The 17,753-nt window shown below is 57.8% G+C and carries 17 protein-coding genes and 1 pseudogene; 1 reads left to right on the top strand and 17 read right to left on the bottom strand.

From position 1 onward, the window contains the following. Nucleotides 1-3 precede the first annotated feature (3 nt). The 16 genes and pseudogenes from pheT to B5M06_RS12375 form a co-directional block, all read right to left on the bottom strand. Nucleotides 4-2,460, bottom strand: a complete 2,457-nt coding sequence (gene pheT, locus B5M06_RS12445) for a phenylalanine--tRNA ligase subunit beta (RefSeq protein WP_054067756.1) — start codon at nt 2,458-2,460, stop codon at nt 4-6. 162 nt (nt 2,461-2,622) lie between these two features. Further along, the gene (gene pheS, locus B5M06_RS12440) at nt 2,623-3,675 is read right to left on the bottom strand and encodes a phenylalanine--tRNA ligase subunit alpha (protein ID WP_054067708.1); all 1,053 of its coding nucleotides are present in this window, start codon (nt 3,673-3,675) and stop codon (nt 2,623-2,625) included. 115 nt (nt 3,676-3,790) lie between these two features. Continuing rightward, nucleotides 3,791-4,150 (bottom strand): 50S ribosomal protein L20, encoded by a 360-nt coding sequence (gene rplT, locus B5M06_RS12435; protein ID WP_054067707.1) that lies wholly within the window; start codon nt 4,148-4,150, stop codon nt 3,791-3,793. Nucleotides 4,151-4,176: 26 nt separating this feature from the next. Continuing rightward, nucleotides 4,177-4,380 carry a 50S ribosomal protein L35 gene (gene rpmI, locus B5M06_RS12430; protein WP_054067706.1) on the bottom strand — a complete coding sequence of 68 codons (204 nt, stop codon included), beginning with the start codon at nt 4,378-4,380 and terminating at the stop codon, nt 4,177-4,179. A 169-nt stretch (nt 4,381-4,549) separates the two neighbouring features. After that, nucleotides 4,550-5,164, bottom strand: coding sequence for a translation initiation factor IF-3 (gene infC / locus B5M06_RS12425; protein WP_077345585.1), 615 nt, complete (start codon nt 5,162-5,164; stop codon nt 4,550-4,552). A 79-nt stretch (nt 5,165-5,243) separates the two neighbouring features. Beyond that, nucleotides 5,244-7,163, bottom strand: coding sequence for a threonine--tRNA ligase (gene thrS / locus B5M06_RS12420; RefSeq protein ID WP_054067705.1), 1,920 nt, complete (start codon nt 7,161-7,163; stop codon nt 5,244-5,246). A 273-nt stretch (nt 7,164-7,436) separates the two neighbouring features. Next, nucleotides 7,437-7,949, bottom strand: a complete 513-nt coding sequence (locus tag B5M06_RS12415) for a disulfide bond formation protein B (RefSeq protein ID WP_054067704.1) — start codon at nt 7,947-7,949, stop codon at nt 7,437-7,439. Between the two features lie 74 nt (nt 7,950-8,023). Beyond that, nucleotides 8,024-9,151 (bottom strand): sulfate/molybdate ABC transporter ATP-binding protein, encoded by a 1,128-nt coding sequence (locus tag B5M06_RS12410; RefSeq protein ID WP_054067703.1) that lies wholly within the window; start codon nt 9,149-9,151, stop codon nt 8,024-8,026. Between the two features lie 42 nt (nt 9,152-9,193). Then, nucleotides 9,194-10,165, bottom strand: a complete 972-nt coding sequence (gene cysW / locus B5M06_RS12405; RefSeq protein WP_077345588.1) for a sulfate ABC transporter permease subunit CysW — start codon at nt 10,163-10,165, stop codon at nt 9,194-9,196. Continuing rightward, nucleotides 10,162-11,049 carry a sulfate ABC transporter permease subunit CysT gene (cysT, locus tag B5M06_RS12400; protein ID WP_054067702.1) on the bottom strand — a complete coding sequence of 296 codons (888 nt, stop codon included), beginning with the start codon at nt 11,047-11,049 and terminating at the stop codon, nt 10,162-10,164. Before cysT ends, cysW begins: the two co-directional genes overlap by 4 nt. Nucleotides 11,050-11,123: 74 nt before the next feature. Further along, on the bottom strand, nt 11,124-12,125 hold the full coding sequence (locus tag B5M06_RS12395) for a sulfate ABC transporter substrate-binding protein (protein WP_054067753.1): 1,002 nt from the start codon (nt 12,123-12,125) through the stop codon (nt 11,124-11,126). A gap of 337 nt (nt 12,126-12,462) precedes the next feature. Continuing rightward, the gene (locus B5M06_RS12390) at nt 12,463-13,662 is read right to left on the bottom strand and encodes a zinc ribbon domain-containing protein (RefSeq protein ID WP_054067701.1); all 1,200 of its coding nucleotides are present in this window, start codon (nt 13,660-13,662) and stop codon (nt 12,463-12,465) included. Between the two features lie 162 nt (nt 13,663-13,824). Continuing rightward, a complete protein-coding gene (locus B5M06_RS12385; RefSeq protein ID WP_162777468.1) occupies nt 13,825-14,460 on the bottom strand; it encodes a hypothetical protein in 636 nt (211 codons plus the stop codon). A 65-nt stretch (nt 14,461-14,525) separates the two neighbouring features. Beyond that, nucleotides 14,526-14,933 (bottom strand): hypothetical protein, encoded by a 408-nt coding sequence (locus B5M06_RS12380; RefSeq protein ID WP_054067699.1) that lies wholly within the window; start codon nt 14,931-14,933, stop codon nt 14,526-14,528. A 3-nt stretch (nt 14,934-14,936) separates the two neighbouring features. After that, nucleotides 14,937-14,999 (bottom strand): annotated as a pseudogene (locus tag B5M06_RS17770) (zinc-ribbon domain-containing protein); the annotation flags it as partial. Between the two features lie 148 nt (nt 15,000-15,147). Further along, complete coding sequence (locus tag B5M06_RS12375) at nt 15,148-16,032, bottom strand: pirin family protein (protein WP_054067698.1); 885 nt, start codon at nt 16,030-16,032, stop codon at nt 15,148-15,150. Nucleotides 16,033-16,134: 102 nt separating this feature from the next. Between B5M06_RS12375 and B5M06_RS12370 the strand changes: the two genes are divergently transcribed. Next, entirely contained in the window at nt 16,135-16,614 is a 480-nt protein-coding gene (locus tag B5M06_RS12370) for a DUF192 domain-containing protein (protein WP_054067697.1), read from the top strand. 66 nt (nt 16,615-16,680) lie between these two features. Here B5M06_RS12370 and B5M06_RS12365 read toward each other — a convergent pair whose 3' ends face one another. Then, nucleotides 16,681-17,655: a Bug family tripartite tricarboxylate transporter substrate binding protein gene (locus B5M06_RS12365; RefSeq protein WP_054067752.1), complete on the bottom strand. Its 975-nt coding sequence runs from the start codon at nt 17,653-17,655 to the stop codon at nt 16,681-16,683. Nucleotides 17,656-17,753 lie beyond the last annotated feature (98 nt).

The raw sequence follows: 17,753 nt of genomic DNA, 5'->3' as shown, positions 1-17,753 counted from the left end.
TCCTTATCCACGCAGTCGTGCGCCTACTTGCGCCTGCAAAGCTGCAATCGCGCCTTGCATGGCAGCATCGATTTCCACATCCGTCAAAGCAGCGTCATCGCGGCCCAGCGTCAGACGCACGGCCAAGCTCTTCTCATCCTGCGCCAGGCTGCCGGGAGCCGCTTCTTCACCTGCCTTGAGCTTCTTGGGGCGGAACACGTCAAACAGCACGGCATTGCGCAGCACACCGCCCTTAACGCCTTCTGCCACCGCAGCCATCACCTGGGCGTGGGTCACGCCTTCCTTGACCACCACGGCAATGTCACGCTCCACCGCCTGGAACTTCGAGACAGTCTGGAACTTGGGCACTTCACGTGCCAGCACGGCGTCAAGCTCCAGCTCGAACAGCACGGGCGCTGCAGGCAGATCCCAGCTTTGGCGCCACTTGGGGTGCAACTCACCCACATGACCGATCACCTTACCACCAAGCAGCACGCGTGCGCAGCGACCGGGGTGCATGGCGGGGTGTTCAGCCGCTTCAAACACAGGCTTCAGAGGCGCCAACAGCGCTTCCACATCACCCTTGACGTCGTAGAAGTCCACCTTGGCATCGTCCTGGCCCCATTGCAGCTGGTCAGCCAGCCCATAGGCCAGACCGGCAACGCGCATGGGCTGGTTAAAGCCCTTTACGCTGGAGTCAGACTCCTGCACGCTGTCGTCACGCAGGAACACGCGGCCCAGCTCAAACACACGCACGCGCGAGGCCTTGCGGTCCACGTTGAACTTGAGCACCTGCATCAGCGAGCCGATCAGGCTGGTGCGCATCACGCTCAGCTGGCTGGCAATGGGGTTGAGCAGCTTGATGGGATTGGTATTACCTGCCAGCTCTTCTTCCCACTTGGCTTCCACGAACGAGAAGTTGATGGTTTCCTGATAGCCCAGCGCGGCCAGTTCACGGCGCACCGCAAAGCTGCTGCGCTGGTTTTCCTTGCGCAGCTTGGGCGAGATGGGGGCCACAGGCTTGGTGGTGGGCAGATGGTCATAGCCAATCATGCGCGCCACTTCTTCAATCAGGTCTTCTTCCAGATTGATGTCAAAGCGGAAGGTCGGCGCGGTCACACTGATGACGTTCTCACCTTCCGCCTTGGCAGGCAGACCCAGACCGTTCAGGGCGTCCAGACACTGCTGCTGGGTCACGGGCATACCGATCACCTTGGCGGCGCGGTCCACTCGCAGCTGCACCACCTTGGGCGCAGGCATGTTGACCTTGTTGTCATCCACGGGACCCACCACGGTCTCGGGCGTGCCGCAGATCTCCAGCACCAGCTGGGTGATGCGCTCGATGTGCTCGACGGTGTATTCAGGATCAACACCACGCTCAAAGCGGTGGCCTGCATCGGTCGAGAAGTTGAAGTGGCGCGAGCGGCCAGCAACTGCCTTGGGGAACCAGAAAGCAGCTTCCACATAGATATTGCGGGTGTCATCAGACACGGCCGTGTGATCACCGCCCATGATGCCGGCCAGCGACTCGACAGCGTTGTCGTCCGCAATCACACCTACCTTGATGAAGTCATCGAACTTCACGGTGTTGCCGTTGAGCAGCTTGAGCGTCTCACCCTCTTTACCCCAGCGCACGTTCAGGCCGCCGCTGATCTTGTCCAGATCAAAAATGTGGCTGGGACGGCCCAGCTCAAACATCACATAGTTGGAGATGTCCACCAATGGCGAAACGGAGCGCTGACCGCAGCGTGCCAGACGATCCACCATCCACTGGGGTGTCTTCACCTGCGTGTTCACATTGCGCACGATGCGGCCCGAGAAACGGCCGCACAGATCAGGCGCTTCGATCTTCACAGGCAGCTTGTCCTGAATACCGACAGCTGCTTGAGGGTATGCGATGGCCTTCAAAGGCGCACCTGTCAATGCCGACACTTCACGTGCAATGCCGTAGACGCTCAGGCAGTGCGCCAGATTGGGCGTCAACTTCAGCGTGAACAGGGTGTCATCCAGATTCAGATATTCGCGGATGTTCTGACCCAGAGGTGCATCAGCAGGCAGCTCCAGCAGACCACCGTGGTCATCCGCAATGCCCAGCTCCTTGGCCGAGCACAGCATGCCAAAGCTTTGCACGCCGCGCAGCTTGCCCACCTTGATCTTGAAGGGCTTGCCATCAGGGCCGGGAGGCAGCTCAGCACCCACGGTGGCGCAAGGGATCTTGATGCCCACGCGCGCATTGGGCGCGCCGCAGACGATGTTCAGCAGCTCGGGGCCGCCCACATCCACCTGGCACACGCGCAGGCGGTCAGCATCAGGGTGCTGCACGGCTTCCTTGATTTCACCCACCACAATGCCGGTGAAAGCAGGCGCTACGGGCTCCAACTCTTCCACTTCCAGACCCGCCATGGTCAGGGTGTCAGCCAGTTCTTGGGTAGTGAGCTGTGGGTTGCAATATTCGCGCAACCAGGATTCAGGAAATTGCATATTCAGACTCTTTGGCGTTGGTGTCAGCGCCCTGCTCACAGGGCTGCTGACGGGCATGCGTACTCTTAAAAGAAGAGCTTTCAGCGCTTGTATTCGCTTGTTTTCAGTATTAAAAGCATCTGAAAACCTTATGCATCAAGCGCTAGCTGCTCTCTTTATTGCTTACTGAAATTGCGACAGGAACCGAATGTCACCGTCGAAGAACAGGCGCAAATCATTCACGCCATAACGCAGCATGGTCAGGCGGTCCATGCCCATGCCAAAGGCAAAGCCAATGTACTTTTCAGGGTCCAGGCCCATGTTGCGCACCACGTTGGGGTGCACCTGGCCTGAGCCTGCGACTTCCAGCCACTTGCCAGCCAGCGGGCCGCTCTGGAACTGGATGTCGATTTCAGCCGAAGGTTCGGTGAAGGGGAAGAAGCTGGGGCGGAAACGCAGCACCAGATCGTCCGATTCAAAAAAGGTCTTGCAGAAGTCGGTAAAGACCACCTTCAAGTCCTTGAAGCTCACGTTCTCGCCAATCCACAAGCCTTCGCACTGGTGGAACATGGGCGAGTGGGTAGCGTCCGAGTCCACACGGTAGGTGCGACCGGGCGCAATGACGCGAATCTCTGGCATGCCCTGGCCAGCATCGAGCGCATTGCGGTATTGCTTGACATGACGCACCGCATGGCGCACCTGCATGGGGCTGGTGTGCGTGCGCAGCAAATTGGGGGCGTGTGCACTGCCGCCTTCCACATAGAAGGTGTCGTGCATCGAGCGTGCGGGGTGGTCTTCCGGCGTGTTCAGCGCCGTGAAGTTAAACCAGTCGGATTCAATCTCCAGGCCTTCAGCCACATCAAAGCCCATGGAGCCAAAAATGGCTTCAATGCGCTCTTGCGTCAGCGACACGGGGTGCAGACCACCCTGACCTCGGCGACGACCGGGCAATGTCACATCCAGCACTTCAGTCTTCAGGTGCGCTTGCAGCTCCGCATCGGCCAAGGCCTTACGACGCGCTGTCAAAGCCGCTTCAATGGCTTGCTTGGCCACATTGATGGCAGCACCACGCGACTTTTTCTCTTCGACGGAAAGCTGCGCCATGCCCTTCATGAGCTCAGTCATCTTGCCCGACTTGCCCAAGAACTGCGCCTTGGCATTTTCCAGCTCAGCGGGGGTTTGTGCCTGCGCAAACAGTTGCTGCGCGCTCTCGACCAGAGAATCCAACTCGTTCATATCGACTCTTTATCGACTTGTAAAAATAAACAAGGGCTAGTGCCTTTTCAAGCCCTAGCCCTTGCTGATAGTGCGCCAGTAGCTACTACATCACTAGCGGCTACCGATCGTGTAATCAAGCAGCCAGCTTGGCCTTCACTTGATCAACGATGCTGCTGAAAGCAGCCTTGTCGTGCACAGCGATATCGGCCAGCATCTTGCGGTCGATTTCGATGGAAGCCTTCTTCAGGCCGTTGGCAAACTGGCTGTATGTCAGACCCAGTTCACGGACAGCGGCGTTGATACGGGCAATCCACAGCTGGCGGAACACGCGCTTCTTGTTACGACGGTCACGGTATGCGTATTGACCGGCCTTCATCACCGCCTGCTTGGCGACGCGGAAGACGTTACCGCGACGACCGCGGAAACCCTTAGCAAGATTCAGAACTTTTTTGTGACGGGCGCGTGCCGTTACACCACGTTTGACGCGAGGCATGTGTTTTCTCCTAGTTCGTCAGTGAATTACAGGCCAGCGGAAGGCAACATCTTAGCGATGGAGCCCATATCGCCCGAGTGCACAGCAGTGATGCCACGCAGATGACGCTTGTTCTTCGTAGTCTTCTTGGTCAAGATGTGACGCTTGAAGGCTTGACCGCGCTTAACGGTACCACCTGGACGAACGCGGAAACGCTTCTTCGCGCTGCTCTTGGTTTTCATTTTGGGCATGTGAATGCTCCTGTTGTTTGTGCTCGTGAGGCGTCTGCACAACCGCGCAGATCTTGTTGGCCCCGAGACACTTCTTGGGTTTGCCAGTCGAAACCGGCAATGCTTGCCGCAAGCGGCAAAACAATTGCCTACCCCTTGCGGGGCAGGCAATTGCAAATTTTACCTCAGCTTAGGCTGCGTTGCTCGCTGGCGCTGCATCTCCAGCAGGTTTATTGCTGCCAGTACCAGGCTTTTTGCGCGCAGGCGCGATCATCATCACCATTTGACGACCTTCCAGCTTGGGGAACTGCTCCACCTGGATAGTGTCAGCCAAATCATCACGCAAGCGATTGAGCAAATCCAGACCCAGCTGCTGGTGCGTAATTTCACGGCCGCGGAAACGCAGCGTGACTTTTACCTTGTCACCATCGGCCAAGAAGCGGCGAATATTGCGCAGCTTGATGTTGTAGTCACCATCATCGGTACCAGGACGGAATTTCACTTCCTTGATATCGATCACGGTCTGCTTGGCCTTGGCTTCAGCAGCCTTCTTTTGCTCTTGGTACTTGAACTTGCCGTAGTCCATCAAACGGCATACCGGAGGATTTGCAGTGGCTGCAATTTCCACCAAGTCCACATCCAAATCACCGGCCATGCGCAGCGCTTCTTGCAGCGGCACAATGCCCAAAGGTTCATTTTCAGGACCAGACAGGCGCACTTCAGGCGCAGTGATCTCACGATTCAGACGGTGCTTGCGTTCCTCGCGGTGGCGACGGTCACGAAATTCTGTAGCTATGGCTCTCACCCTAAATTAAAAACGCTACGAAAAGCGTAGCTGCTTGCATTGATGAAACTGGCGCGAATTGCTTCGCGCCAAACTTGCATCAGATCTTGTTTGCAATATCGCTCTTCAGCAGTTCAATGAACGCTTCCACCGACATTACGCCCAAGTCTTTATTACCTCGGGCACGCACAGCGACGGTGCCTGCCGCTTTTTCCTTATCGCCCGCGACAAGGATGTAAGGCAGCTTCTGCAATGCATGCTCACGTATTTTATACGTGATCTTTTCGTTGCGCAGGTCAGACACAAACTTAAGACTTTGATTGGGCAATGCTTTTTGCAGCTTTGCGACAACTTCCTGCACGTAGCCGGCCTGAGAATCGGTGATATTGAGCACGGCAACCTGCTCTGGAGCCAGCCACACAGGCAGCGCTCCAGCAAATTGCTCGATCAAAATACCGATAAAGCGCTCCAGCGAACCCACGATCGCACGGTGCAGCATCACAGGGCGGTGACGATTGCCATCTTCACCCACGTATTCCGCATCCAGACGCTCTGGCATGGAGAAGTCCACCTGAATGGTGCCGCACTGCCACTGACGGCCCAGCGCATCCTTGAGCGTGTATTCAATCTTGGGACCGTAGAAAGCACCATCACCGACAGCAATCTGGTATTCGCAGCCAGAAGCCTTGAGCGCATCAAACAGCGCCTTTTCGGCCTTGTCCCAGATTTCATCAGAGCCAATGCGCGCTTCAGGGCGGGTCGCCACCTTGTAGATGATGTCGGTAAAGCCAAAGTCGGCGTAGACCTTTTGCACCAGCTGGTTGAAGTTCAGCACTTCCTGCTGAATCTGGTCTTCAGTACAGAAGATGTGACCATCGTCCTGGGTAAAGCCGCGCACGCGCATGATGCCGTGCAGGCCACCTGTGGGCTCATTGCGGTGGCACTGACCGAACTCGCCAAAACGCAGAGGCAAGTCGCGATAGCTCTTCACACCCTGCTTGAAGATCAGAATGTGGCCAGGGCAGTTCATGGGCTTCAAGGCATAGTCACGCTTTTCGGACTCGGTCACGAACATGTTGTCGCGGTACTTGTCCCAGTGACCCGTCTTCTCCCACAGGGTCCTGTCCAGAATCTGCGGTGCCTTGACCTCTTCATAGCCATTGTTGCGGTAGACGGCGCGCATGTACTGCTCCACCTCCTGCCACACACGCCAGCCCTTGGGGTGCCAGAAAACGGTACCAGGTGAGCATTCGTCGATGTGAAACAGATCCAGCTCACGGCCCAGACGGCGGTGGTCGCGCTTTTCTGCTTCTTCAATGCGAGTGATGTAGGCCTGCAGGTCTTTCTTGTCTGCCCAGGCAGTGCCGTAGATACGCTGCAACTGCTCGTTCTTGGCATCACCGCGCCAGTAGGCACCTGCCAGCTTGGTCAGCTTGAAGACCTTCAGGAAGCGGGTGTTGGGCACGTGAGGGCCACGGCACATGTCGATGTACTCCTGGTGGTAGTACAGACCCATGGCCTTTTCGTCAGGCATGTTTTCGACCAGACGCAGCTTGTAGTCTTCGCCGCGCTCGGAGAACACCTTGATGACTTCCGCACGGGGCGTCATCTTCTTGATCACGTCATAGTCCTGCGCAATCAGCTCCTTCATGCGCGCTTCGATGGCGGCCATGTCTTCCATGGTGAAGGGACGCTCGTACGAAATGTCGTAGTAAAAGCCCTCATCGATCACAGGACCAATCACCATCTTGGCAGTGGGGTACAGCTGCTTGACAGCGTGACCTACCAGGTGGGCGCAGGAGTGGCGAATGATTTCCACACCTTCCTGGTCCTTGGGGGTGATGATTTGCAGCTGTGCGTCTTGCTCGATCAGATCGCAGGCGTCCACCAGACGGCCATTCACCTTGCCCGCCACGGTGTTCTTTGCCAGACCGGGGCCGATGGACTGCGCCACCTGCATGACAGTAACTGGGCCTTCAAATTCGCGTTGCGAACCGTCGGGAAGCGTGATCTTTAACATGAAATTCCTTAAGTATCTTTGTATGAAACAGGGGCCCGCAGACTGCTTACAAAGCAAAAGCGCGGATCAGTGTCCGCGCTTGAAGATGACCAAGATTCCGGGCAGGCGCGAACGTGCAGCCTCAGCAGCTGCGTAGCATCTCCTGCATCGTCGTTCGCGGTGTCATAACCAAAATGCCTTTCTCGCCCTTGTGAGTGAAATACTGAAATATCGGGATATTTTAACCCTTTGCCAACCACGGCGCAGGGCATCAATCCCGTTGTTCAGAAAAGCTTATGCCCGACGGCGCAGCCCCATGACCAACAGCGCCAGCATCAGCGCCGCAAAGCCTGTAAAGCACAGGAATGACCAGTTGGCGATGGTGCCACCAAGGAAAGTCCAGTCCACTGCCGTGCAATCACCGGAGCCACGAAAGATCATGGGAATGGCGCGGCTGATGGGGTAGTTTTCGATCATGCCGTAAAAATCTCGGCCACAGCTCGCAAACTCTGGCGGATACCACTGCAGCCAGCTCTGGCGTGCTGCCACAAAGGCACCAAAGCCAGAGGCTGCAAGCGCCAACACACTCCACGACATCCACCAGCCTTTTTGCCCTCTAAAGCTTGCCAGTCCTGCGAAGACAGCTACCAAAATCAGCGCATAGCGCTGCACGATGCACATGGGGCAAGGCTCCAGCCCCACCACATGCTGCAAATACATGCCAAAGGCCAGCAAGGCCACACAGCACAAGGCAATCAGCGCCAGCACGCGGCGCGGGGCATCCGCCATCCAATTCAAAACCTGCATATTGCTCTCAAGTAAACCATGCAAAAAGGGCGACCCGAAAGCCGCCCTGCTGTATGAATTGCAAGAAATGGCGTTCAGATACCCGCTGCCTCATCCAAGAATACCTTAGCACGACGCGGTGTAACCACCAGTGTCTCACCTTCACGCAGCCCCATTGCATGGAACTGCTGTGCAGGAATTTGCGCCTCGATCACTTGCTCAGCTTCGGCATCGTGAGATGCTTGAGTCTCTTCGGCCAGAACAAGTTCCAGACGCGCAATCGGCCCGACCACAATTGCACGACTGAGCTGCACCACCAGACCTGTGGTGCGCCCCGTACCATCGGTGTTCTGACCGGGCGAGTAGCGCTCCACTTCCAGATCATGGGGGCGCACATAGGCAAAGGCATTGCGGTCCACCACACCCTCAAGCTCGGAGCAGTCCAGCTGCATGCCGTCTTGCAGCTCCACGCGGCCATCCTTCGCTCGGCCCTTAAACAGGTTCACATCACCCAGGAAGCCATAGACAAAGGGGCTGGCAGGGCTGTCCCACACTTCCTGGGGCGTGCCCTCCTGCTCGATCTTGCCTTGATTGATCACGACCACACGGTCTGCCACTTCCAGAGCTTCTTCCTGATCGTGCGTCACAAAGATAGATGTCACATGCAGCTCGTCATGCAGACGGCGCAGCCAGCGGCGCAGCTCCTTGCGTACCTTGGCATCCAGCGCCCCGAAAGGTTCATCGAGCAGCAGTACCTTGGGCTCCACCGCCAGCGCACGGGCCAGCGCAATACGCTGGCGCTGACCGCCCGAGAGCTGCGAGGGATAGCGATCGGCAATCCAGTCCAGCTGCACCAGCTTGAGCAGGCTCATCACCTTCTCCTTGATCTGGGCTTCGCTGGGACGCTCCTTGCGGGGCTTGACGCGCAGGCCAAAGGCCACGTTCTCAAACACCGTCATGTGACGGAACAGCGCGTAATGCTGGAACACAAAGCCCACATTGCGGTCACGCACATGCACATCGGTCGTATCTTCACCACTGAAGTGGATGCTGCCCACATCGGGCGACTCCAGGCCCGCGATGATGCGCAGCAACGTGGTCTTGCCGCAACCCGAGGGCCCGAGCAAAGCGATCAGCTCGCCCGACTGGATGTTCAGACTCACATCGCGCAGCGCCTGGAAATCTCCGAACTGCTTGCTGACATTGCGAATTTCGATACTCATGGTAGGTCTTCTTCTGTTCTGACTTGGGCGCAGACCCAGGAATTACGGTGTCACACGGGGCGATGGACGCTCAGGCGGCAGGTTTTCTGCAGCCTTGCGCTGGTTTTCCACCTGCCACTCAGCAATCGATTTAATGGCCAGCGTCACCAGTGCCAGCAGCGCCAGCAGCGAGGCAGCAGCAAAGGCAGCCACCGACTGGTATTCGTTGTAGAGAATTTCCACATGCAGCGGAATGGTGTTGGTCTGCCCGCGGATGTGGCCGGACACCACAGACACCGCACCAAACTCACCCATGGCGCGGGCGTTACACAGAATCACGCCGTACAGCAGGCCCCACTTGATATTGGGCAGCGTCACCTTCCAGAAGGTTTGCCAGCCGCTGGCACCCAGCACAATGGCAGCCTGCTCTTCGTCATTGCCCTGCGCCTGCATCAGAGGAATCAGCTCACGGGCAATAAAGGGAAAGGTCACAAACACGGTGGCCAGCACAATGCCGGGCACGGCAAAAATGATCTTGATATCGTGCTCTGCCAGCCATGGTCCAAACCAGCCATGAGAACCAAACACCAGCACGTACATCAGACCCGCCACCACAGGAGAGATAGAGAAAGGCAGGTCAATCAGCGTGGTCAGGAAAGCCTTACCTCTGAAGTTGTACTTGGCAATACACCAGGCAGCAGCCACACCAAACACCAGATTCAGTGGCACGGCAATGAGTGCCGTCAGCAGCGTGAGCTTGATGGCCGACCAGGCATCGGGCTCTTTCAGACCTTCCAGATAGGCATCCAGCCCCTGGCGCAGCGCCTCCGTAAAGACCGCTGCCAGCGGCAGCACCAGAAACAGCAGGATGAAGGTCAGCGCCACACCGGTGATCAGCCAGCGCACAGCACGCGGCTCGGTGGTGGTGATGGGGGTGCGGTGCTGCGTGGCGCGCGGAGCGGTGATCTTGTAGGCAATCAATACCGCAGCCAGCACCAGTACAACGAGGAGCAGCAAAATGGTCCAGGATGTCATATGCGTGCTCCCGAATGGCGACGCTGCCAGGCCTGCAGGCCATTGATAACGAGCAGCATGATGAAGGCAAAGAACAGCATCACAACAGCCACGGCAGTAGCACCTGCATAGTCATACTGCTCCAGCTTGCCAATGATGATCAGTGGCGTGATTTCCGAGACCATGGGCATATTGCCGGCAATAAAAATCACCGAGCCATATTCACCCAGTGCACGCGCAAACGCCATGGCAAAGCCCGTGAGCAATGCTGGCGTGATGGTGGGCAGCAGCACCTTGTAGAAAATCTGCCAGCGCGATGCCCCCAGACTGGTTGCTGCTTCTTCCAGCTCTTTTTCAGAGTCTTCCAGCACAGGCTGCACCGTGCGCACCACAAACGGCAGGCCGATAAAGATCAGCGCAATCACGATGCCATTGGGGTTAAAGGCCAGCTGAATGCCCAAAGGCTCCATGAACTGCCCGACCCAGCCATTGCCAGCGAGCAAGGCCGTGAGCGAGATACCTGCCACGGCAGTCGGCAGCGCAAACGGCAAGTCCACCAACGCGTCCACAATCTTTTTTCCGGGGAACTGATAGCGCACCAGCACCCAGGCAACCAGCAACCCAAACACCAGGTTCACGAAGGCCGCCAGCAAAGAGGCACCAAAGGTCAGCTTATAAGACGCCACCACGCGCGGCGCACTGACGGCCGTCCAGAACTGCTCCCAAGTCAGCTCGAACGTCTTGAAGAACAGCGCCACGATGGGGATCAGCACGATGACGCTCAGATAAAACAGTGTGTAGCCCAAGGTCAGCCCAAAACCGGGCAAAACACGCTGAGCGCCACGCCCACGGCGCACCGGGGTTGCGGCACTCGCACTTGGACTGACGGGGGATGCAGCAGACATGAATTTCCCTGACAGCCTGGTTGTTGTTATGGATTGCGAGCAAGGTGCCCTGAGGCACCTTCTGGATAGCTTGCTTACTTACCTGGGGTGTAGAGTTCGTCGAACTTGCCACCGTCATTGAAGTGCACTTTCTGCGCTTCGCTGAGCGAGCCGAAATACTTGCCCACGGTGAACTGCTGGATGGGCTTGAACACATCAGCGTGCTTCTTCAGCACGGTTTCGGAGCGGGGGCGCAGGGCATGCTTGGCGGCGATTTCCTGTGCTTCGTCCGAGTACAGGTAGTCCAGATAAGCCTTGGCCAGATCACCCGAGCCCTTCTTCTCTACGGTGCGCTGCACCACGGCCACAGGGTTCTCCGCCACGATGGAGGTCGAGGGGTATACGGCTTCTACCTTGCCCTTGCCAAATTCACGCTCCACCGACACCACTTCAGATTCAAACGTGATCAGCACGTCGCCAATATTGCGCTGCAGGAAGATGGCGGTGGCATCACGGCCGCCCTTGCCCAGCACGGGGACGTTCTTGTACAGGTCTTTCACAAAAGCCTGCGCATCAGCTTCTGTACCACCGTTTTCCAGCACCGAGCCCCAGGCTGCCAGATAGGCGTAGCGACCATTCCCACCGGTCTTGGGATTGACCACCACCACCTTGACGTCAGGGCGTGTCAGGTCTTTCCAATCCTTGATGTTCTTGGGGTTACCGTCACGCACCAGGAACAGCATGGTCGACGTGGTGGGCGATGCATCGTGAGGGAACTGCTTGGCCCAGTCTTTGCCGACCACGCCGTTGTTGGCCAGGAATTCAATGTCGGTGGTGGTGTTGAAAGTCACCACATCAGCGGGCAAACCGTCATTGACTGCACGCGCCTGGGCGCTGGAGCCACCGTGCGACTGGTCAATCTTGACATCCTTGCCTGTGGTCTTCTTGTAGTGGTTCACAAAGGCCTGGTTGTAGTCCTTGTAGAACTCACGTGCCACGTCATACGAGACATTGAGCAACTGATCCTGCGCGCTGGCCATGCCACCCGCGGCCAGTGCAATCGTTGCCAACAGCGTCTTGAGCTTCAAAGATTTCATGGTGTTGTCGCCTTTGTTCACACGGTGCAATAAATGGATGCCGTGGATTGTGCGCAGCACACCTTAAAACTCAAAAGAATATATTTTTCTAAATTTATCCGATTTTTGAATATAGAAATCTTGTGCGGCTAAACACATGATCAGCACGCAAAAGATGGAATCTGTCTGCAAGTTGCCGTCAAGCTAGCGTGGCGTACCTTCTGTCTCAACGGCAAAGAATCATGCTTGAAAAAATGGTCTTGCTCTGATCGAGGTCTGCCCAAGCCCTCCCTTGACACAAACACCGGCACAAAAAAGCGCCCTTGCGGGCGCTGACCAAGCATGCATGTAGGATGCATCAAGCCTTCAGCTTGTGTCCGCATTCACAGCAAAATGCATCCTGAGGCAGCACCAGAGCCTGGCAGGCTGGGCAATGCAGCTGCGCAACGGCAGCAGTAGCAACAGGCGGCTCCGACTGCGGAGCAGCGGCAGCAGCGCTATGGGCAGCTCTCGCAGCAGCTGCACGCTCGGCGGCCACCTGCTGGGCACGAGCTGCAGCGGCGACGGCGCTTTCCTTGGCAGTTTCGGCGCGGTGCTTGATGTTGGCCATCACCTTCCCCAGATCTTGGGAAGCTTCTGAGAGGTCAATGCCATTGGCAGCCTGGAGGTACATCAGGTTAAAGCCCATGATCCACACCTGTGCAATCAGCACACCGACCACCATCATCAGCACCGCCATGCCAGCCATGGCACCAGCCAGTGCACCGCCGCCCAGATCAAAACGCCCCATCATGAAAGACATGCCGGTATTCATCAGCATGCCGAAAACATTGAAGAAACTTGAGGGAGACAGAATGCCCGCGGCCATGGAACTCATCAGCGCCGTGGCTGGCACCAGCCCCAGCATCAACAGACCTGCCACCACCATCACAACCAGGTACAGCACGATCAGCATCAGCACCACCTGCACCAGGCGTTTTCTGGCAATCGCAATCAGACTGGTCATGGCCCGACGAAAGCTCAGGCCAGACCACACCGCAGGCGCAAACAAGGGAATCGCCACGAAGCTGACTGCAACCATCAAAAATGCAGTCAGCAGCACCAGTGCCGGATGCACAAAAAACGCCAGCAAAGCACCCAGAAAAGGTATTTTGCACAGCAGATACAGCAAAGTTGCAACCAGCCCTACAGCCAGCGTCAGCACCGCCAGCATCAGCACAAACAACAAGAAGCGGGGAATGCACAGCACGCCCAGCGTCATGGCATCCGTCAGTGAACGCGCAGGCAGATTGCGTGCCTTGTCCATGAGCATGATGCCCACGGCGGAAAAGCCACCAAACATGACGACCAAGGCCAGCAGCCCCAGCAAACCGGCCAGTACCACGCCAAAGAAATTGCCAAGAGCCGCCATGGCTGCGCCACTGATTCCCATCAGCACACCACATAGCAGCAGACTGCCAAATCCCACCAGCATGGGACGCCATTGCGTCAAACCTTCTGTAGCGCGCGCCAATTCACCAAACTCAACGCCATGGGATGCCTTGCTGTGATTACTCATTGCTCACTCTCTCTTTAGGTTGTGAAAAACGCTGCCCGCCTCTCGGCAGCACAGCGTTAGCTCATGAAGCGCCGCCCTGACAGCGCCGAGCGCTCTTCAACTTGCAGCCAGAGAACGCACCGCCTGCCAAGGACGGACCCTCCCAAAAAACACGGTGTGAAATTACAGCTGGCCGCGGATTTCTCCGGCCTTGACCACGTAGCGCTCCATGCCAACAGGCGTATTGCTGTCTGCCTGCTTGCGCACATATACAGGCTTGCCGGAGAGGCTTTTGAGCACTGTTTCTGCAGGATTGGCGCGCCCTGCACTCACATCGGCGGGGTTCTGATAGACGATGACGCTGGAGCTGCCCCGGTTGTCTGCCACCAGGTTGGCAAAGTCCAAAATGGCATTGAACGTAGCCTGGTGTCCAGGCAGGCCTTTGCCTGCCAGCGGCAGATGGACGGCCACCGTATCCAGCGTGCGAATGGATTGCTGCTGTTGCGTCTGGCTGTCTGTAATCAGCACATTGATGGTGTTGACTGCACCTGCCGTAGCGCGCTGGCGCGGGGGCAGGCTGGCGCTGCTGGCAACTGCTTTTTGCTGGGCAGCACGTGCTTGCTCAATTTCCTCATCAAACGCCAGCTGTACACGGTCCCAGCGGCTGGCGTCATTCGCAGCCGATGGCTGCACAGTCGCCTCACAGGGCTGCCCCATCATGCGTCCAAGACTGCACTGCAGGGACTCTCCACCGGTGGTGGCACATCCGGCCAAGAGCGTGGCCATGACCGCAGCCGTTGCCATAGGGAATAAACGCATGCTGTCTCCTTGTTGCTATGTAATGAGTGGGCTAATGAACCGGCCGAAGGCAGCTTCAGCGGCGCTTAATAAATCAGTGCGCGATCACCAGACAAATTCTTCTGGGGCGCAGCAGGTGCTGGCTGTGTCTGCGGAGCTGCGGGCTGTGTTTTTTCCTGCACCACAGGTGCTGCCATTTCTGCAGCGTCAGGCACAGCCGTTTGCTGTGCGGGCACCACAGTGGAAGAAGCCATCTCTGTATGGGATTCCCCCCTTGAGCCATCCAGAGAAAACGGCGTCTCAGAAAGAGTTGGCTGGTGCGCTGGCGTTTTAAACACCTTCGAGGCTGAATCCCGCATCATCAGCCAGGTGCTCACAGCCAGTACGACCAGCAGCGCTACAAAGGCCAGCAACAGCTTTTGCCACAAAACCAAGCCAGCCAGCCCGGTCCTGCGCGGCTGCGCTGGCTGCACATCGTTTTGCATGCTGGTCATGGCAAAGCCACAGTGTCTGCAAAATTTGTCGGTTGCTGAAAGCGCTTGCGCACATTGAGGGCACATCATGTTTTCCTTCTACAGCGGCCAAGCACCTGAGGGTGGCGTTGTGCCAATTTGAAAAATATACAAGAGCCGTCAAGCAATCACCAAGCATGCCAAGCCAGCGTGCAGACACTCTGTGGGTCAGCAGCGGGCTTGCCGAGCAGCGGCCTCAGGGCAGCGCAGGTGCGGCAATTCTGTGCTGCAGCGCCTGCAGCGGCGGGCCAAAACGCACATCGCCCTGCTCCCACTGCGCGCGGTATGCACGTATGGAAACCCAGTCCGCCCCCAGAAAATTCCACCACATGAGCACAGACTCACCCAGTGGCTCGCCACCAAGCACCAGCAGTCGGGTACCCGCTTGCAGCCGGACGTGTACCGCGCTCCCGCCGGGCGGCAGGTACAGGAGTTCATCTGCGGCCAGCGCCATGTTCTCCACGGCAAAGCCGCCTTCCAGCGCCACTAGTCCATATTCAAACGATGCATCCAGGGTCAGCTGCACTTCACAGGTCTCGCTGGCCAGCACTTCCATGCCCAGCAAAGGGCTGAACAGCCGCGTAGGTGCTGTGTGGCCCGCGTAGTGCCCAGCCATGAGCACCCAGTCACAGCCCTGCTCACGCCACTGCGGCACCTGGGCGTAGTGCTCAAACGCGGGAGGCTGATCGGCCACAGCCTGCGGCAGTGCAATCCACAGCTGCACGGCGTGCAGTCGATCGCCATCGCGCACAGTGTCTTCGGTATGCGCAATGCCGTGCCCCGCCGTCATGAGATTGACCTGTCCTGCACGGATCACCTGCTCCGATCCCAGGCTATCGCGGTGCAGGATTTCGCCTTCTATCATCCAGGTGAAAGTCTGCAAGTGTGTGTGCGGATGTGCCCCCACATGCATGCCCTGCCCAGCAGGAAAGGCCACGGGCCCGAGATGATCCAGAAAACACCATGCGCCCACCATGCGCCGCTCGCGCGTGGGCAGCAGCCGCGCGACTTCCACGCCTTCTGCCAGGCGCCCTTTGCGCGCTGCAATACGCTGCCACTGGGGGTGATCTGCTGCTGACATGTTCTGTTCCTTTCACCGGACGGAGCAGGCCGTAGCCCACATTGGGTGCTTTGCAAGCACAATACAGGTCATTACACCGCATTCCTTTTGCACGCTCACCGCATGAATACTGCTTTTTTCCATCGTTGCTCTGTGCGTCTGGCGCTGTCTGCATGGCTGGCTGGCCTGGGACTGGCCCATGCGCAGGCATCTGCTCCAGAGCCCCAGTTGAACCTGCCCCGCACAGAGCTGCGTGCAGGCATGTACCGCATTGATGCGCAAGTGGCCGCCCGTTTTCATGAACGCCAGATCGGGCTGATGCACCGCAAGTCCATGCCCCAGCACGAGGGCATGCTGTTTGTGTTTGAGCAGCCCGGCGTGCAGTGTTTCTGGATGAAGGACACACTGATTCCGCTGACTGCAGCCTTTCTTGCCGATGATGGCCGCATCGTGAACCTGGCCGACATGCAGCCGCTGGACGAGCGCTCGCACTGCTCGACTGAGCCCGTGCGCTATGTGCTGGAGATGAACCAGGGCTGGTTCCAGTCCAAGCACATCAAGCCTGGCAGCAAGATCACTGGCGCGCCCTTTCAGCAGCCGTAAAACCCGCCAAGAAAAAAGGCCTTGCAGTGCAAGGCCTGGTTGTTGCATCACTTTTGATGCGCAGCCTCAGACGCTGGAGGCATTGAGCTGCTTGAGCGCCTCACGCTCCAGCGCTGTGGACTCGCTGGCAAAGGCCTTGTAGTCCGCGCTGTTCATATAGATAGGCAGCATTTCAAAGCGCTTGAGCATGGTCTGGTAGCTTTCCATTTCCATGGCCTGCTTGAAGGCGTCATGCAGCTTGGCCTGCACGCTGGCAGACATGCCCTTGGGGCCGACCAGGCCAAACGGCGAATACTGGGTCGTAGGCAGGCCCAGCTCCATCAGCGTGGGGGTATTGGGCAAGGTGGGCAGGCGCTTTTCGGTCCAGACGTTCAGCGCCACCATGCGCCCTTCGTCCACATAGGGAATCACGGCGCTGGTATCGGCGGCAACCATCACTTCCCCCGCCATGGTCGCGCGCATCAGCTCGGCCGAACCCTTGTAAGGCACATGCACCACATCCAGCCCCAGCTGCTGGGCGATGATGGCGCTGGTCACATGGGGTGAGGTGTAGGTGCCGGTATTACCGATAGTGAGCTTGCCCGGATTGGCCTTGGCCCAGGCCACCACATCATCCCAGGACTTCAAGCCCGACTGGGTGCTGGCCACCATGCAAAACGCGTAGCCGGTGACGTTGAGGATGTAGCTCAGGTCTTCCACCGGGTTCCACTTCAGCCCCGTGGTGAAAGGCAGGCGCATCACGCTCATGGGCAGCTGGGCAATGGTGTAGCCGTCTGCCGGGGTGGACTGCAACTGCGACGCGGGCAAAGAGCCCGAAGCGCCGGGGCGGTTTTCCACAATGATGGGCTGACCCAGAATTTTGGAAGCGTTTTCCGCCAGCTGGCGCATGGTGATGTCTGTGGGGCCACCTGCGGGAAATGCCACCACCAGCTTGATCGCACGGCGGGGAAAGCTGTCATCTGCCCATGCCAGTGCGGGCATGCCTGCCAGTGTTCCGGCCATGGCGGCAAGCCCTGCCTGCAGGCAGGTTCTGCGACGCATTGTCATTATCTTTGTCTCCCATTTCGTCATTGAACGACATTCAGTCTAGGAGCAGACAGGCACAAAACCCTCCCCAAAAAACCCTTAAGGGAAAACCC

The organism is Comamonas kerstersii, assembly GCF_002056725.1.
GTDB lineage: Bacteria > Pseudomonadota > Gammaproteobacteria > Burkholderiales > Burkholderiaceae_C > Comamonas > Comamonas kerstersii.
Note: the sequence above shows the minus strand (reverse complement) of the source record. Positions and strands in the feature narration are given on the sequence as shown.

Coding starts and splice junctions, on each gene's coding strand:
- pheT (WP_054067756.1), bottom strand. CDS start 2,460: ATGCAATTTCCTGAATCCTGGTTGCGCGAATATTGCAACCCACAGCTC.
- pheS (WP_054067708.1), bottom strand. CDS start 3,675: ATGAACGAGTTGGATTCTCTGGTCGAGAGCGCGCAGCAACTGTTTGCG.
- rplT (WP_054067707.1), bottom strand. CDS start 4,150: ATGCCTCGCGTCAAACGTGGTGTAACGGCACGCGCCCGTCACAAAAAA.
- rpmI (WP_054067706.1), bottom strand. CDS start 4,380: ATGCCCAAAATGAAAACCAAGAGCAGCGCGAAGAAGCGTTTCCGCGTT.
- thrS (WP_054067705.1), bottom strand. CDS start 7,163: ATGTTAAAGATCACGCTTCCCGACGGTTCGCAACGCGAATTTGAAGGC.
- B5M06_RS12415 (WP_054067704.1), bottom strand. CDS start 7,949: ATGCAGGTTTTGAATTGGATGGCGGATGCCCCGCGCCGCGTGCTGGCG.
- B5M06_RS12410 (WP_054067703.1), bottom strand. CDS start 9,151: ATGAGTATCGAAATTCGCAATGTCAGCAAGCAGTTCGGAGATTTCCAG.
- cysW (WP_077345588.1), bottom strand. CDS start 10,165: ATGACATCCTGGACCATTTTGCTGCTCCTCGTTGTACTGGTGCTGGCT.
- cysT (WP_054067702.1), bottom strand. CDS start 11,049: ATGTCTGCTGCATCCCCCGTCAGTCCAAGTGCGAGTGCCGCAACCCCG.
- B5M06_RS12395 (WP_054067753.1), bottom strand. CDS start 12,125: ATGAAATCTTTGAAGCTCAAGACGCTGTTGGCAACGATTGCACTGGCC.
- B5M06_RS12390 (WP_054067701.1), bottom strand. CDS start 13,662: ATGAGTAATCACAGCAAGGCATCCCATGGCGTTGAGTTTGGTGAATTG.
- B5M06_RS12385 (WP_162777468.1), bottom strand. CDS start 14,460: ATGCGTTTATTCCCTATGGCAACGGCTGCGGTCATGGCCACGCTCTTG.
- B5M06_RS12380 (WP_054067699.1), bottom strand. CDS start 14,933: ATGACCAGCATGCAAAACGATGTGCAGCCAGCGCAGCCGCGCAGGACC.
- B5M06_RS12375 (WP_054067698.1), bottom strand. CDS start 16,032: ATGTCAGCAGCAGATCACCCCCAGTGGCAGCGTATTGCAGCGCGCAAA.
- B5M06_RS12370 (WP_054067697.1), top strand. CDS start 16,135: ATGAATACTGCTTTTTTCCATCGTTGCTCTGTGCGTCTGGCGCTGTCT.
- B5M06_RS12365 (WP_054067752.1), bottom strand. CDS start 17,655: ATGCGTCGCAGAACCTGCCTGCAGGCAGGGCTTGCCGCCATGGCCGGA.